General features: G+C 57.0%; 15 protein-coding genes. 6 read left to right on the top strand and 9 right to left on the bottom strand.

The features are described 5' to 3' along the window. The first annotated feature begins 3 nt into the window (after positions 1–3). From CFI10_RS04785 to CFI10_RS04770, 4 genes are all read left to right on the top strand, one after another. Positions 4–966, top strand: a complete 963-nt coding sequence (locus tag CFI10_RS04785) for a branched-chain amino acid ABC transporter permease (protein WP_091828022.1) — start codon at positions 4–6, stop codon at positions 964–966. After that, complete coding sequence (locus CFI10_RS04780) at positions 963–1724, top strand: ABC transporter ATP-binding protein (RefSeq protein ID WP_091828023.1); 762 nt, start codon at positions 963–965, stop codon at positions 1722–1724. The genes CFI10_RS04785 and CFI10_RS04780 overlap by 4 nt, the downstream gene beginning before the upstream one ends. Positions 1725–1726: 2 nt before the next feature. Continuing rightward, positions 1727–2437, top strand: a complete 711-nt coding sequence (locus CFI10_RS04775; RefSeq protein ID WP_206840069.1) for an ABC transporter ATP-binding protein — start codon at positions 1727–1729, stop codon at positions 2435–2437. Positions 2438–2530: 93 nt separating this feature from the next. Next, positions 2531–3352 (top strand): IclR family transcriptional regulator, encoded by an 822-nt coding sequence (locus tag CFI10_RS04770; RefSeq protein ID WP_206840067.1) that lies wholly within the window; start codon positions 2531–2533, stop codon positions 3350–3352. A 45-nt stretch (positions 3353–3397) separates the two neighbouring features. On the opposite strand, the gene CFI10_RS04765 is transcribed toward CFI10_RS04770, so the two are convergent. Continuing rightward, complete coding sequence (locus tag CFI10_RS04765; RefSeq protein WP_206840065.1) at positions 3398–4363, bottom strand: AraC family transcriptional regulator; 966 nt, start codon at positions 4361–4363, stop codon at positions 3398–3400. Positions 4364–4449: 86 nt separating this feature from the next. Then, complete coding sequence (locus tag CFI10_RS04760) at positions 4450–5346, bottom strand: LysR family transcriptional regulator (protein ID WP_206840063.1); 897 nt, start codon at positions 5344–5346, stop codon at positions 4450–4452. 168 nt (positions 5347–5514) lie between these two features. On the opposite strand from CFI10_RS04760, the gene CFI10_RS04755 reads away from it, so the two are divergent. Together CFI10_RS04755 and CFI10_RS04750 are read left to right on the top strand one after the other, a co-directional pair. Continuing rightward, a complete protein-coding gene (locus CFI10_RS04755; protein ID WP_091828028.1) occupies positions 5515–6102 on the top strand; it encodes an antibiotic biosynthesis monooxygenase in 588 nt (195 codons plus the stop codon). Between the two features lie 39 nt (positions 6103–6141). Continuing rightward, positions 6142–7152, top strand: coding sequence for an LLM class flavin-dependent oxidoreductase (locus CFI10_RS04750; protein ID WP_206840060.1), 1011 nt, complete (start codon positions 6142–6144; stop codon positions 7150–7152). A 74-nt stretch (positions 7153–7226) separates the two neighbouring features. On the opposite strand, the gene cynS is transcribed toward CFI10_RS04750, so the two are convergent. The 7 genes from cynS to CFI10_RS04715 all read right to left on the bottom strand — a co-directional run bounded on the left by cynS (position 7227) and on the right by CFI10_RS04715 (position 14838). Then, positions 7227–7676, bottom strand: a complete 450-nt coding sequence (gene cynS, locus CFI10_RS04745) for a cyanase (protein ID WP_091828030.1) — start codon at positions 7674–7676, stop codon at positions 7227–7229. A gap of 33 nt (positions 7677–7709) precedes the next feature. After that, the gene (locus tag CFI10_RS04740; RefSeq protein ID WP_206840057.1) at positions 7710–9065 is read right to left on the bottom strand and encodes an FAD-dependent oxidoreductase; all 1356 of its coding nucleotides are present in this window, start codon (positions 9063–9065) and stop codon (positions 7710–7712) included. After that, positions 9062–10201 (bottom strand): acyl-CoA dehydrogenase family protein, encoded by a 1140-nt coding sequence (locus tag CFI10_RS04735; protein WP_206840055.1) that lies wholly within the window; start codon positions 10199–10201, stop codon positions 9062–9064. Before CFI10_RS04735 ends, CFI10_RS04740 begins: the two co-directional genes overlap by 4 nt. 28 nt (positions 10202–10229) lie before the next feature. After that, positions 10230–10784 carry an OsmC family protein gene (locus CFI10_RS04730; RefSeq protein WP_206840053.1) on the bottom strand — a complete coding sequence of 185 codons (555 nt, stop codon included), beginning with the start codon at positions 10782–10784 and terminating at the stop codon, positions 10230–10232. Positions 10785–11002: 218 nt separating this feature from the next. After that, positions 11003–12661 (bottom strand): sigma-54-dependent Fis family transcriptional regulator, encoded by a 1659-nt coding sequence (locus CFI10_RS04725; RefSeq protein WP_242530112.1) that lies wholly within the window; start codon positions 12659–12661, stop codon positions 11003–11005. Between the two features lie 87 nt (positions 12662–12748). Further along, complete coding sequence (locus CFI10_RS04720; RefSeq protein WP_206840051.1) at positions 12749–13579, bottom strand: ABC transporter permease; 831 nt, start codon at positions 13577–13579, stop codon at positions 12749–12751. Beyond that, a complete protein-coding gene (locus CFI10_RS04715; RefSeq protein WP_206840049.1) occupies positions 13576–14838 on the bottom strand; it encodes an ABC transporter substrate-binding protein in 1263 nt (420 codons plus the stop codon). Before CFI10_RS04715 ends, CFI10_RS04720 begins: the two co-directional genes overlap by 4 nt. Positions 14839–14848: the final 10 nt, after the last annotated feature.

Below are 14848 nucleotides of genomic sequence, written 5' to 3'. Positions count from 1 at the left end.
GTCATGTTGTTCAATAAACGTACCGAACGCATCTTCATCTGGGTGTTCTTCCCCCTGGCACTGCTGTTGCCTCTGTTTCTGGAACAGAACACCTTCTACGTCAGCAAGCTGACCAGCATCATGATTTTCGCCCTGTTCGTGATGTCACTGGACTACCTGGTGGGCCGCTGCGGCTTGATCACCCTGGGCCATGCCATGTTCTATGGCCTGGGCGGCTATCTGTTCTGGATGCTTGCGCCGGAGTACACCGAGGTCAACTTCTGGGTGTATACCTTCTACGTATGCATGAGTGCGGCCGCCATCGCACTGGTGATCGGCTTTCTGGTACTGCGTACCAACGGCATCTATATGATCATGATCACGCTGGCCTTTGCCCAGATGGCCTTCTATTTCTTCTCGGACTCCATCAAGTTTGGTGGCAATGACGGGCTGTTCATCTACATGAAGCCTGAAACCAGTATCTTCGGCCTGAGCCTGTTTGATCTGGATAACCCGATCCACTTCTACTACCTCTGCCTGCTGTCACTGTTCAACACATTGGTGTTTTTCAAACTGCTGATCCGCTCTCGCTTCGGTCGCGTGGTGGATGCCATCCACCAGAATCCGGGTCGCACCACGGCCCTTGGCTACAACATCTTCATGTTCCGCCTGATGAGCTATGTGATCGCATCAGCACTGGGGGCTTACGCCGGCTACCTGTTCACCCTGCAGTATGGTTTCGTCAACCCGTCCATGCTGGCCTGGACTACCTCCGGCTCGGCACTGGTGATGTCAATTCTGGGCGGCATGGGCTCCATCTATGGCGCCATCCTCGGCACCTTCGTGTACGAGGGCCTGCACTACTCCCTGGAGCATCTGACCGAACACTGGATGCTGTTTATGGGCATTCTGATCATCGCAATGGTAATGGTGTTCAAGAACGGCATTGCCGGTTATCTGGAGAAACTGCTGGAGAAACGCTCATGACCACAGAGCTGATGCTTGAAACCGAGGGCCTGTGCAAATACTGGGGCGGGCTGAAAGCACTGGATGATATCTCTCTCCAGTTCCACGATAACCAACTGCACGGCATTGTCGGACCCAATGGTGCGGGTAAAAGCACCCTGCTGAACCTGTTGTGCGGCCACTACAAACCCACCAGCGGGCGGATTCTGCACAAGGGCGAGCCGATTGAGGCGATCAAGCCACACGCTTTTGCCCGCCGGGGGATTGGTCGCAGCTTCCAGAAAACCAACATCTATCCGGGTGCCACTTGTCTGGAGAATTGTTGTGTGGCGGTACAGCGGCGCATGGGCGGCAACTTCAATTTTCTGCGCTCACGCTACACCCAGAAAGTACTGGACGAGATCGCCACCGAGGCACTGGAAAAGGTTGGACTGGGTGCGCGGCGTGACGAAATCGCATCTCACATCAGTTACGGCGAACAGCGACAACTGGAGATTGCCATGGTGCTGGCAACAGCTCCCGAGGTTCTGCTGCTTGACGAGCCGATGGCGGGCATGGGGCATGAAGAGTCGCTGCTGATCATCGAGCTGTTGAAAAAACTGAAACGGGAATACTGCATCGTGCTGGTCGAGCACGACATGGATGCAGTGTTCGAATTGTCGGACCAGCTCACGGTGATGGTGGACGGTCAGCATCTGATCACCGGCACCGTTGATGAGGTGCGCGATGATCCCCGCGTGAAGGAAGCCTATCTGGGCCAGGGCGACGAGGTATTCTGAACATGACAAAATTGCTGGAAGTAAAGGGGCTGCACAGCTTCTACGATGAAAGCCACATTCTGCACGGTGTCAGCTTTGAAATTGAAGCAGGTCAGGCGGTAAGTCTCATGGGACGCAACGGCATGGGCAAGACCACCACGCTGAAATCGATCCTTGGGCTGGTTCAGCCACGCAGTGGTCATGTGTTCTTTAAGGGCGAAGAAATCTCTGCCCTGCCCACTTGGCAGCGGATGCGCAAGGACATCGCCTATGTTCCCGAAGGCCGAGGCATGTTTCACAACCTGACGGTAAAAGAGCATCTTGAAATGGCCGCACGCCCCAACAATCGAGGCGAGCAGCACTGGAATTACGAACGAGTACTGGAAACCTTTCCGCGCCTGCAGGAACGATTGAGCAATCTGGGCACCCAGCTGTCCGGCGGTGAGCAGCAGATGCTGGCCATCGGCCGAGCGTTGGTCACCAATCCGGATCTGCTGATTCTGGACGAAGCCACCGAAGGTCTGGCGCCACTGATACGCAAGGAGATCTGGGACGTGATTCGCACCATCAAGGAAAGCGGTATTTCCACCCTGATCGTGGACAAGAACATCCAGGTACTCAAGGAGCTGTGTGACCGGCATGTGGTGCTGGTCAAGGGCAAGGTCGTGTTCAACGACAACTCTGAACAGCTGCTGTCACGGCTGGACGAGGTTGAGTCCTATCTCGGTGTCTGAGCCCTTCGCGACGTTGCGCTTCGGGCTGATTCCGGCCCGGAGCGATTACTTGGTACAATCCCCTATTTGTGCAGCGCCACAGGGCCCCACACTATGACAGCAGACACTGAAAAGAACCCTGTAACGCTCCGCCAGGGGATTGGTTCTCTTGAAATCGGGCTACGCATTCTGAATACCATTGCAGAGTCGCCCAGGCCCCTGACGCTGAAAAACCTGTCCGACCAGCTTGAGCTATCGCCCAGCCGGTTGCACAAGTACATCGTCAGTCTGCTGCGCATGGGCTACATCATGCATGACAACGGAAGCAGCTATACCCTGGGCAGATCCTGCCTGACCCTTGGCGTGGCAGCCATCCGCCGCATCGACCCGATCAGGCTGGCATTCACAGCCGTTGAAGAACTCAATGAAACCACGGACAAGACCGTGTCGGTGACGGTCTGGAACGGCCAGGCACCACTGGTCATCAAATGGCTGGATGCCAGCCAGCCGGTCGCCGTCAACATTCGGCTGGGGCTGGAGCTGTCCCCCTTTTTCTCGGTGTCTGGCCGCATCTTCCTGGCCAACCTGCCGCAGGAGCGACGCGAAGCCATGCTGGATGCATTTTTCCAGCAACCGCTGGCCCTGCCGCGTCATGGCGGCAAGTTGCTGCAGCGTGATGCATTCCGGGAGCATTTGGATCAAGTCAGACAGGACAACCTGTGCTGTTTCTACGGCGATTATCTGCCCGATCTGAATGTGGCCGCCAGCGCCATCTTCGATATCAACGGCAATATATCGTCGGTCATCAGTTTGATGGGGATGGCGGGTGATACGGACATCCGTCCCGGCTCGGCGCTGCAGCAGCAACTCACTGGATGCGCCGAGCAGGTGACGGAAGCCATCTGCGGCCAGCAGCACCTCAAGCGGCACACCTGATCCGGTATGTCGCCTAAGGTCATTCAGCCGCGAGGTACAGCGCGATCAACGCTTGCGGCGCAGTGTCTCGGACGGCAGCTCACCAAACATCTTGCGATAGTCGGACGAGAAACGGCCCAGGTGGGTGAAGCCATAGTCCAGCGCCACCTCGGTTACATTGCGAACCGCCTTGCCACTGACCAGCTCTTCACGCAGGCTTTTCAGTTTGGATTGCTTGATGAACAGCTTGGGTGTCACATTGAAATATTTGGCGAACAGGTTGTATACGGTACGTACACTGACGTTACCGACCTGCGCCAGTTCTTCAACACTCAGATCATCACGGATATTGGCCTCGACGTAGGCCAGCAGGTGGGAAAAACTGCGATCATTGGCATGCAGGTCACGTCCCGAAGCCGCATTGCTGTCGAACTGCTGCAGCAGTTTGCGAATCAGGATATCGCGGTAGGGCAACTGCAGATGGCTCAGATCGAGTTCGGTCTCATTGGCCTCCAGGAGCAGCGCATCCAGTAATCGCATGAACCCCAGAGACTGCTCCAGCTCGATGACACGGCGCTCGAAACGAACCCCACTGCGTGGCACCAGCCCCGCCTGATCCAGACAGACTTCCTTGACCAGCTCCTCGGGTACCTTGACGATCACTTTTTCGCAATCCTCGGAGTAGGTCAGGTCCATCTGCTCTCCGGGGTTCATCATCAGTGCCTGGCCCCGAAACAGACGCAGATTCTCGTCTCGGAAGCGCCAGCGGCATTCGCCTCGGGTCACCACCTGGAAATGATAGATACCCTGTAACTCAGGGCAGCGCACATCCACACAGTCACCATAGCTGATGGAGGACAATCCTAGCCCGGCAAAGTCCCGGTGGTTCAGTCGCGAGGCCGGTGAACGACTACACTCGCGATCGGCAAACTCAAGCTTGTGGTGTCCTACATGGCGATTGACGTATTCGGACACTTCCAGCGGGTGTGCCTGATCAAAAATCACAGCATTACTGAGCACGTTGGAGAACATGGCTTGCACCGTATTTTGTAATTATTGTTAACGGCTTAATTATAGGTAAAAGACCCCTCGATGCAATGCCTGTTTTTTAATCAACGTCACTCGGCCATACCTGCCTCCATGTGCGCCACCTTGTCCATGACGAACTCGATAAAGGCCCGGGTTTTGACCGGCAGGCTTTCCCGGTGTGGATAGAGCATATGCATGGTCCTTCCCTCCATCGACCACTGGGGCAGCAACTGGACCAACTCGCCCCGCTCCAGTTCTGCCGCGACAACGTAGCGTGGCATGCAACAAACACCCAGATTCTTCTTTACCGCATCCACGGCAAAGCGGATCTCATCGGTTCGCAAATGGGCGTGCGGGGTGAAGGTAATCGCGTGTCCATCCGGGTCCATGAAACGCCAGAACGCCGAACGCTTGAGCACCACCAGCGGCAGCTTGCTCAACTCTTCCGGTCTCTGTGGAGCACCATGGCGTGCAACCAGTTCAGGTGTGGCCACCACGACCATCTCGGTACTGAGCAAAGGACGCATCACCCAGTCATTGAGGGTGACTTTGCCCAGTCGAAAGGCGATATCAATGCTGTTCTTCACCAGATCCACGTTCTCGTTGCTGAGAAACATCTCGACACTGATGCGCGGGTTCATCTCCATAAACTCAAACACCCAGTTCTTGACGTAATGGTGCCCAAGGGTCAATGGTGCGGTAATCTTGATGTCACCCGACATGGAGGACAGTTCAGTGTTCACATCCTCGGTTCGCATCTCCAGCTCTGTCACAACGCTGGACAGGCTGTTGTAAAAACGCTGACCGGACTCCGTCAGGCCGAATTTTTTGGAACTGCGGTGTACCAGCTTGTAGCCAAGATCCTGCTCGAACGCCTGCAACCGACGCGACAGGGTTGAAGTCGGAATATCCAGATAGCGCGCCGCCGCCACCAGACTTCCCTTCTCAACCACCTTGATGAAGTAGTACAGATCCTGATAGTTCATAGTGTAATTCTCAAAAATGAAATCACGCCGTCCCGCGCAGCGTGTGGATAAATATCCCTGAACGCCTATATTGAGCATCATTGGGCGGATCGTGCAATCCGAATCGTCTGATGCTACACCACTCGGCTTCGGCTTTCCCCACTCATTTTCGGGATTCAGGACATCAACATGTCAGACCAGACTTCAGCGGACAACAGTATCAACCCCGTTACGGTGGTAATCTCCCGTCGCGTCGTCAAGGGCCAGGAAGCCGAATTCGAACGCCTCAGCAGTCAGATGACCGAGCGTGCGGCGCGTTACCCCGGTTACCTCGGCGCCAGCATGTTTCGTCCTGCGAGTTCCGACGATCCCGAGTACCGCATCATTTTCAAGTTCAATGATGAAACGACTCTGTCAGCCTGGCAGCAGTCGTCCGAGCGCGCCGAGATTCTGGAGCAGATCGAGCCTTTGCTGGTAGCCCCGAGTCAGGTGGAAACCACCTCCGGCATCATCAACTGGTTCACCCTGCCCGGCCACAATCCGGTGAAGCCGCCACCCAAATACAAAATGACCTTTGTCAGCTGGTTGGCGCTTTACCCCACCGTCACCATCATCTTTCTGCTGTTTGGCGACCTGTTGGCACAAGTACCACTGCTGTTGCGCACCATGCTGATTACAGCCGTGGTGATGGTGGCCATGTCCTATCTGCTGATGCCGCGTTTCACTCGATGGTTCGCCTTTTGGCTGTTCCCCAAGCGAGAACAGAACGAGCGCTAAGCTCGGTTGTACGTCCGGACCAAGAATTCAGGAACTCCCATGACCCTAAAACTGACCGTTGTTGACCAATCTCCCGTGCAGGGTCTGCCTGCAAACGTTTCACCCGTTGCCCTGACGGTTGAGCTGGCTCAGGCCTGTGATCGGTGGGGCTATCACCGTTACTGGTTGGCCGAGCACCACAACAGCATCAACTTTGCCGGCCCCTGCCCGGAGATACTGATCAGCCACATCGCCAGTGTGACCGAACGGATTCGTGTCGGCAGCGGGGGGGTCATGTTGACCCACTACAGCCCTTACAAGGTCGCTGAACAGTTCAGCATGCTGGAAACGCTCTATCCCGGTCGTATCGATCTGGGCATCGGACGGGCACCAGGGGGTGACGCGCTGGCATCACATGCGCTGGCCTACCCCGCCCAGCCGGGGCTGGAAGACTATGCTGAGCAATCATGGCTGCTGCAGAACCTGCTGCACCACAGCCTGCCTGAAGGCCATGCCTACAAGGGGCTGCAGGTCATGCCGGGACAGCCGGCCATACCACAAACCTGGATGTTGGGATCAAGCGGTGGCAGTGCCGGGCTGGCTGGTCAGGTCGGCATGAAGATGTGTCTGGCCCTGTTCATCAGCCCCGAACCGGCCCCGCCCAGTGTCATCAGCGAATACAAGCAGGCCTGGCGTGAGGCGGGACACTCTGGCCAACCTGAAGCCAGCATTGCGGTGGCGGCACTCTGTGCCGACAGCCGTGAAGAAGCCGAATACTTGGCAGCCCCCGCCGTGTACTGGAAGGTCAAGGCGTTCCGTCAGGGCATCCGTGAGGTGGTTAAGCATCCCGACGAGGCCCTGCGCCTGAAACAAAACCTGAGCGCGGCCGATCAGGCCTTCTTTGATGCGGTTCTGAACTCAATGATACTGGGGACCGCTGAAGAGTGTGCCGATCAGATCAATCGCGTAGCGGATCAATACCGCTCCGATGAAGTGGGCGTTGTGACGGTCACTCATGATTACAGTGATCGTCTGAGCAGTTACGAGCGGCTGGCCGGGGCTCTACTCTGAACCTTTGACCGACCCCGAGCGCGTATAACGAAGGGGCGTCACGTAGTGTGACGCCCCTTCGTATTAACGGTTGGTCAATATGACTTGTACGGCAGGAACTTGCCGGACAGCACCACGTTGACGCGGTCTCCGTTGGGGTTTTCTTCACGCTGGATATCCATGGAGAAATCGATGGCGCTCATGATGCCGTCACCGAACTCCTCATGGATCAGCTCCTTGATGGTGCTGCCGTAGACACTGACCACTTCATACCAACGATAGATCAGCGGATCGGTGGGCACAGCACTGGGCAGTGATCCCTTGTAGGGCACAACCTGCAGCCAGGCAATGGCCTCATCCGACAGACCAAATATTTCGCCAACCGTTTCAGCCTGCTGCTTGTTGAACGTCATCTGGCCCAGACAGCCTGCAGTCGTCCACTCCTTCGACAGTCCGATGGCATCAGCCACCTGTTTCCACTGAATGCCCTTGCTCACCTTGGCGGCGAGGATCATCTGAGTTACTTCTTCACGGGTACTGATCATGATGTTCACCTTTGTATGACGATAACATTGTGTTCAGGCCGCTCGACTGTGCCGAGGCTGACCAATATTCAGTGTGGCGACGACTTCCTCTCCCATGCGCTGCTGCATGATCATGCTGTCGTCACTTTTGTGGCTGATCTCCCAGTGCCCATCGGGCTGCGGTACGCCGTGCAATACCAGAGGCAGGGCTCGGGTCTTGAGCCGAATTACGGGCATCTTGTGCTGATAGGACGAGGGCTCCCGCCCAAGTACCGCGGCTGCCACTGCGCGCGCCTGGTGCTGAATCGGCTCAATGAAGCGGCAGGGTTGACCATCCAGGCTGATGCAGTCGCCCAATGCATAGATGAACGCATCACTGCTGCGCATGTTTTCATCCACCACAATCCCTGCGTTGAACGCCAATCCAGCCTGACGCGCAAGGCGGCTGTCGGTTTTCAGGCCCGTCGCGGCAATTACGTGATCGACTTCCAGCGTTTCTCCACTCTCAAGTCGGATCTGCTTGCGGCCGTTTTCAGCACTGACACCCGCAACCTGAACCGAGGGCCGATAGATCACGCCCTGTGCCGAAAGGCTGTGTTGCAATGCCTCACCCGCCTCGGACGGAATCAGACCGCTCAGCGGCAGAGACTGACGGTCCAGCAACGTGACCCGATGCCCGGCACGGGTGAGGTCTTCGGCCAGTTCACAGCCCACCATTCCGGCTCCAACGATGGCAACCTGCTGCGGTCCGCTGGCAAGCTGCTGCTGCAGTCCACTCCATCCTGCCAGGTCGTTGATACGCCAGCAGAGAGAAGCCGGCAGCTCATCAGGCAAGGCGGGCTTGGCACCTTGCGCCAGTACCAGATGGGTATAGGTCAGAGTGCCACGTGTGGTACGCAGCTCCCGCCGCGCCGCACTGATGCCAACGACAAAAGTCTCGCTGAGCAAACGCACGCCCAAACGGTGGGCTGCATCCGCTGCGGTTTCCTTGATCAGCGCTTCGGTTTGCAGGCCACGGCTGAGCGCCACTGAAAGCTCCGGCTTGTGATAGCGATTGGCGCTGCAGGCACTGACCATAGTGATCGGCGTCTCCCCATCCAGACTGCGAATCGCTTCAACAACGGACCAGCCTGCAATACCGCCACCGACAACCACAATCCCGGGGCGATCGCTGCTGACTGCACCAACCGGCGCAGCAGCCGTTATCACCTGAGCCTCCAGCAGCTCAAAATCGGTTTTGGTCACGCCGCACAGCGGGCATTCCCAGTCATCGGGTATATCTTCAAAGCGGGTACCCGGTGCCAGCCCACTGTCCGGATCACCCAGCTCTTCATCGTAAATCAGGCCACAGGCCAGGCAGATATACTGCTGCCAGGGGCGCTCTTCGGGGTTGAATACATCTGTGCTCATGCCGGCACCTCCTCCTGCATCAACTTGGCCATCTCCCAGCGCAGATGCTTGATCGCCGGAGTGACAATGGCCACAAAGTGCGCTTCCCGGATGCGTCGCTGCGGCGCCGAGTTCATCAGGTAACCACGAGCCCCCTGATGCAGAAGCGCTGACTGTGACGCCTTCAGTGACAGCTCTGCGCCGTGTGCGCGCAGCTCCAGCACATCAAGCAGATAATCCTTGCTGCCATCGAAGGGGGTTTGAGCCAGTACACCGGCGCGTGCGGCCACTTCATCGAACTCGGCCTGCAGCTCATCCGGACGGTTATGCAGGTACTGATTGACGTGACCCAGTTGATTTTCCACATCTCGAATGGAGTCGATGGACCCCTGAATCACACCGGCGGCAATACCAACCTGCAGCAGAACAAATGCCGCTCGGATACGCTGGATAAACGGCCTTGCCGGATCAGCGATGATTTGATCTTCGCTGACAAAGTAGTTATCCAGAGGCACGGCCCAGGTACTGGTGCCCTCCATGCCGGAAAACTCCGGACAGGGCCTTAACGGCACCCGATCATCAATATCCAGCAGGAACATCACTTCATGTGAACGACTGCCATCGGCACGATCAACAGCAGCAATGGCACCACAATACTGTCCCTGGCCGATATGACTGACCCAAGGCAACGTGCCACTCACGCTGTAGCCACCTGGCACCTTTTTCGCCTTAAGCGCCATTTTTTCGATGCCGGTCAGCGCTTTCATCGGGTTGGAGAGCCCGGTACCGCCGAATGTGCGGCCTGCAACATGATCGTCCAGACGCGCCAGCAGTGCCGGATTGCCGGACTGCTCCATGTACAGGCCGCAGACATCATGGCACCAGGTCATGAAGCCGGTGGAACCACAGTGGCGACTGACCTCCTGCATGGTGGCAAGCGCAAGACCAAAGCGACCGCCATGCTGATTCAGATGCGCGGCAAAGGCTCCTGCCTGACCGAGGTCTGCCATGATGTCGGTCGGGTAATAACCCTCATGGTCGATACGGTAGGCGGCGGGAGCCAGCTGTTCCCGAGCGACTTTGGCTACATCAGCCAGCACCTGGGCATCATCGGCCCAAGGGGTGAAAAGCGGGGTGGATACGGCGACGTTATTCATGGCATTCCTCTCCTGTCAGGTATTGGGCTCAGTCCATCAAGCTGATGCTGAACGGGATCGGGTTACGCATGGTGTTGGCGACCGGAGAGAAGTAGTTTGCATGCTGCACAATCTCATCCAGCTCCTCACGCGTGGCGTCACCCTCGACCAGAACCTTGACGCGAATTTCCTGAAAGCCCATCTGCTCAGGTTTCATTTCGGCACCGCCCGCACCCCAGGCCGCAGGGTTGCCAATATCCCCCTCCATGAAGATTTCCAGCTTGCTGAGCTTGACCTGCTTCCAGGTAGCCACGGCCGTGATCCCCACCGCGAGGCAGCCCCCGAGACCCGACAGTACGATTTCACCCGGTGCCGGCGCAGTGTCTTCCCCGAACAGGTGCAGCGGCTCGTCCACAACCACTTCGTGCTGATTGACGTGGCTGGTGGTGCGATACTGCCCATCGGTAACGGTGTGAACCTTGTTGGTACCGCGCGTACCGGGGTTGTTGCGTCCCTTTTCCGCAAACGCCATCAGGCCATCTCGATCAATCGGGCGCAGGTAGGTAGTAACGGTTTCAGGCTTGGTTGCTGTTGCAGTTGTCATTGGCATATCTCCAGTCGTTTTGATGACACTGTTCAGTCCGGATCGGACGTTTCCAGTGGCTTGTCATATACAAAGCAGGAGCCGTGCCAATATTGAAAAATAATTATTTTTACTTATACAACAACAACTTAAACAAAGAACGATGTAACTTTAGAAAATAGCGCTGCGGAGTGTCAGACATTGTCAGCATTACATTGTCTGACAATGTCCAACCCTGATCAGAGACTGTCCGTAAGGGACAGCTTTTCCAGACGATAGCGAAACTGGCGTGCCGTCATTCCCAGCAGGGCGGCCGCGCGCGTTTTGTTGCCACCGGTTTGCTGCAGGGCTTCCAGCAATGTCTGTTCCTCATCCTCCCGTACCCAGCTGTAGGGACGAGCGCTGGACTGAATGGAACCTGCGGAGCTGACCGGGACGATCGTTGCGGCGGATTCAGGCGGTGGTAACGGGGATGGCTGAGCAAGGGCCGACTGGCCGGCTTCAAGATGACTGTTGATCACCGACTCCTGGCGCAGAATGCTTTCAATGTCACCAATGGTGATATTGCCGTCCAGTGCAATCAGTACCGCTCGCTTGATCACATTTTCCAGCTGGCGGATATTACCTGGCCAGTTGTAGCTCTCCAGCCGTTCCATCACCCCCTTGCCAAACAACGTGTAGCGCCCGTATTCGCGGTTGGCGTTAAGCAGGAAATGACGCGCCAGAATACGTACATCACCGGTGCGCTCGCGCAAGGGTGGCAAATGTATGGGAAACACGTTGAGACGGTAGAACAGATCCAGTCGGAAGGTGCCTCGATTCACGGCTTCCTGCAGGTTCTTGTGTGTTGCCGTGACGATGCGGACATCCACAGGAATATCGCGGATGCCACCAACACGTTGAATCACTTGACTTTCAAGCACACGCAGCAGTTTGGACTGCAGCTCCATATTGAGATCACCGATCTCATCCAGAAACAGGGTCCCCCCATTGGCCAGTTCGATCTTGCCATGCTTGCTGGACGTTGCGCCGGTAAATGCCCCCTTTTCATGACCGAAAAGCTCAGATTCAAGCAGCTGCTCGGGAATCGCGGCGCAGTTGATGGCCAGAAAGGGTAGATCTCGCCGTTTGCTGTTCAAGTGAAGAATCTGTGAGAAGCGCTCCTTCCCCGTGCCCGACTCCCCTGTCAGCAGAACGGTAACCGGTGTGTCCGCCACACGGGTAATCTGCAGCAATGCATCCCGTACAGCGGCACTCTCTCCCAGAATGCCGTAGTTGTTTTGCTGCTGCTCCAGGGCTTCCTTCAACTCCTGGTTTTCCTCACGCAGGTGACTGGTACGCTCATCGATCAGGCCATTGATCTTGATGATTTGAGCGATGAATGTCGCCAGAATGCGCAGGATCACCAGATCCGCGTTAATGGCTCGTGGTCTCATGCGGAGCCGGTGAGCCGCCAGAACGCCAACGGTCAGGTTGCCATCCATGATCGGGACGGCCAGATAGGACACCACGCCTTCAGGCAAGGTGGCCCGGTCAACGGCGCGGAACAGAAACCCCGGTTCCTGATCCACGTCCTGTACCACCACCTGCTGGCCACTTTGCATCACCTTCCCGGTAATTCCCTCTTCAAAGCTGTACAGGCCTCGCTTTCGCTCAGCCTCGGTCAGGCCATAGCTGTAACGGATGCGCAACAGTCCGTCCGCGGTGGATGGCAGCAATACTCGTCCCCGGTTAAGCCCCAGCATCTGGGACATCAACCGAAGGGTTCCGGTAATGGCAATCTCCGGGGTGCCCGAATGGCCGATCAGTTTGGCGGCCTCATGCAGTACCGTGAGGTCGGCAGCACCACGATCATTGGCACTGGCTGCGCTCATGGGGGAAGTCAGTTCCTTGTCCATGCCAGTCATGCTCCTGTATGGAAACGCGATACAACGACAAAAGCCCGCTCAGAGAGCAGGCCGTTGCGGGCGAAGATGAGACAGTGTCTATTCGACATGCCAGTTAAAGCGCTTGATCAACACGCTGCAGATCGTATCCAGTCCGTAACCAATCACCCCAATCACGACCACGATTGCAGCCAGGGTGTCATAGGCCAGCGTATCGCGGGCATCATTGATGGCGTACCCAAGACCACTGGTTACCCCCAGATATTCGGCCGGAACCAGCACAACCCAGGCAACACCCACCGCCAGACGAATACCGGCCATGACATCGGTCATGATCGCGGGCAGGATGATCCGCCGCAGCATCTGCGGGCCGGATGCCCCCAGATTTTTGGCCACCTTGAACCAGTTGGGATCGATGCGTCGCACACCATGAGCGGTGGAGAACATGATCGGCCAGACGGTGGCCATCACGATCAGGAAGATGATCGCCGCATCCCAGCTGGCAAACGCCAGTACCGCGATTGGCATCCACGCCAGCGGGCTGATCATGCGCAGGAACTGGAACGGCACGTTGGCAATCTTCATGGCCGTACCGATGTAGCCAATCAGAACGCCCACCGGCACCCCAATGATGACGCCCCAGAACAGGCCCACCAGCACGCGGTACAGGCTCGACTGTATGGTTGGCCAGATCGACCCACTGGCGACCAGATCATAGAGCGCATGGAAAGTGGGAGCCGGCGCGAAGTTGGCAAATGCCCACATGTCCGGATCATTGGCAACGATATAGCCACCGGCCCACCACACAGCCAGCAATGCCGTAATACCAATGGCCGGGTAACGCAGCCGAGCCAGCCAGCCCAGCCATGGCACAAGGCCATTGCTGGAACTGCTTATGCTCTGCAGAGCATGGGACGTCTGGATACTCATAGCTTGATCACCTCTTCACGCTCAAACGGGTTATCGGCGTTGAAGCCCGGTCCCTGCTGCCAGCCGGTGTGTTTTTCCATGGCCGCCTTGACGAAGCGATAGTCAACCAGATCCTCTGCCACGAAATCCGCGTCCAGCTGCTGCAGGAAGGTGGTATCGCCACCCACAAGGGTATTCTTCAACTCATTCACGATCAGCTTGGTCGCTGAAGGATAGGGCCAGGGCTGGAAGTCGATGCGACCACTGCCCCAGCCCGGATTCTGAATCGCATCGGGCGTTGCATAGCTGTCTTCGTCATACAGCGTCATGGCTCGTTCAATGATGTCCGCTTTCATCGGCAGGTAGCCCTTGCCATCCTTGGACAGCATGTGAGCGACCTCTTTCTTGTTCTGCTGCGCGTAAATCTGGGCGCGGACGATGGCGTTCATCACCTTCTGGCTCCACTCCGGATTGGCGTTGATCTGATTTTCGTTCATGCAGACCACACAGCAGGGGTGGTTTTTCCACATGTCACCGGTGAAACGCAACATCTTGCCGCCGGCCAGCATCTCGCCTACCGCATTGAAGGGTTCGGCCACAATGAACGCGTCGATTTTGCGTGCAGCCAGTGCCGGCGGCATGTCCGGGGGTGGCATGATCTGAAGGTTGACCTCATTGGCAGCCAGCGGCTCGCCCTGAGACTTGATCACCGGTGTCAGTCCTGCATGACGCAACCCCATCTGCAGCACGATATTGTGCATGGAGTACCAGTACGGAACGGCAACCTGCTTGCCGCCGAGATCAGCAAAACTTTCGACACCAGTGTGACGCCCGACGACCAGCCCGGAGCCATTCAGGTGGGCCCAGGACATGATCTTGACCGGAAAACCGTTGTTGTAACGCATCCAGATGGGAATGGGCTTGAGCAAATGCACCAGATTGAATTTGGCGGCGGCAAAACCTTCCACCAGTGGTGACCAGCCGCGCATCAACACAGGGGGCTCGGTTTTCAGTCCTTCATCCTCGAAATAGCCTTTGGCATGGGCTACCAGCAGTACGGTGGCATCAGTGATCGGTAAATAGCCGATCCGCACAACCTCATCAGCCGGTGGCTGGATGGTGCCCCAGGCCGCGCCGCTGGCCGCCAGGCCAAAGGTGGCCGCCAGACCGCCAACGGCGAGACTGTCGAGCATAAAGTCACGGCGGCTCATCTCATGTTCCTGCAGATATTCCAGTTCGGACGTAGAGATCGGGCCAAGTTCACTGTTGGGTTTTTTCATGGTTGGGTCC

It is taken from the genome of Marinobacterium iners (assembly GCF_017310015.1).
Taxonomy (GTDB): Bacteria; Pseudomonadota; Gammaproteobacteria; order Pseudomonadales; family Balneatricaceae; genus Marinobacterium; species Marinobacterium iners.
Note: the sequence above shows the minus strand (reverse complement) of the source record. Positions and strands in the feature narration are given on the sequence as shown.

Excerpts from the sequence above, each read along its gene's own strand:
- CFI10_RS04755 (WP_091828028.1), top strand. The coding sequence starts at position 5,515 with ATGTCAGACCAGACTTCAGCGGACAACAGTATCAACCCCGTTACGGTG.
- CFI10_RS04730 (WP_206840053.1), bottom strand. The coding sequence starts at position 10,784 with ATGACAACTGCAACAGCAACCAAGCCTGAAACCGTTACTACCTACCTG.
- CFI10_RS04770 (WP_206840067.1), top strand. The coding sequence starts at position 2,531 with ATGACAGCAGACACTGAAAAGAACCCTGTAACGCTCCGCCAGGGGATT.
- CFI10_RS04760 (WP_206840063.1), bottom strand. The coding sequence starts at position 5,346 with ATGAACTATCAGGATCTGTACTACTTCATCAAGGTGGTTGAGAAGGGA.
- CFI10_RS04725 (WP_242530112.1), bottom strand. The coding sequence starts at position 12,661 with ATGGACAAGGAACTGACTTCCCCCATGAGCGCAGCCAGTGCCAATGAT.
- cynS (WP_091828030.1), bottom strand. The coding sequence starts at position 7,676 with ATGATCAGTACCCGTGAAGAAGTAACTCAGATGATCCTCGCCGCCAAG.
- CFI10_RS04735 (WP_206840055.1), bottom strand. The coding sequence starts at position 10,201 with ATGAATAACGTCGCCGTATCCACCCCGCTTTTCACCCCTTGGGCCGAT.
- CFI10_RS04720 (WP_206840051.1), bottom strand. The coding sequence starts at position 13,579 with ATGAGTATCCAGACGTCCCATGCTCTGCAGAGCATAAGCAGTTCCAGC.
- CFI10_RS04765 (WP_206840065.1), bottom strand. The coding sequence starts at position 4,363 with ATGTTCTCCAACGTGCTCAGTAATGCTGTGATTTTTGATCAGGCACAC.
- CFI10_RS04715 (WP_206840049.1), bottom strand. The coding sequence starts at position 14,838 with ATGAAAAAACCCAACAGTGAACTTGGCCCGATCTCTACGTCCGAACTG.
- CFI10_RS04775 (WP_206840069.1), top strand. The coding sequence starts at position 1,727 with ATGACAAAATTGCTGGAAGTAAAGGGGCTGCACAGCTTCTACGATGAA.
- CFI10_RS04780 (WP_091828023.1), top strand. The coding sequence starts at position 963 with ATGACCACAGAGCTGATGCTTGAAACCGAGGGCCTGTGCAAATACTGG.
- CFI10_RS04750 (WP_206840060.1), top strand. The coding sequence starts at position 6,142 with ATGACCCTAAAACTGACCGTTGTTGACCAATCTCCCGTGCAGGGTCTG.
- CFI10_RS04740 (WP_206840057.1), bottom strand. The coding sequence starts at position 9,065 with ATGAGCACAGATGTATTCAACCCCGAAGAGCGCCCCTGGCAGCAGTAT.
- CFI10_RS04785 (WP_091828022.1), top strand. The coding sequence starts at position 4 with ATGTTGTTCAATAAACGTACCGAACGCATCTTCATCTGGGTGTTCTTC.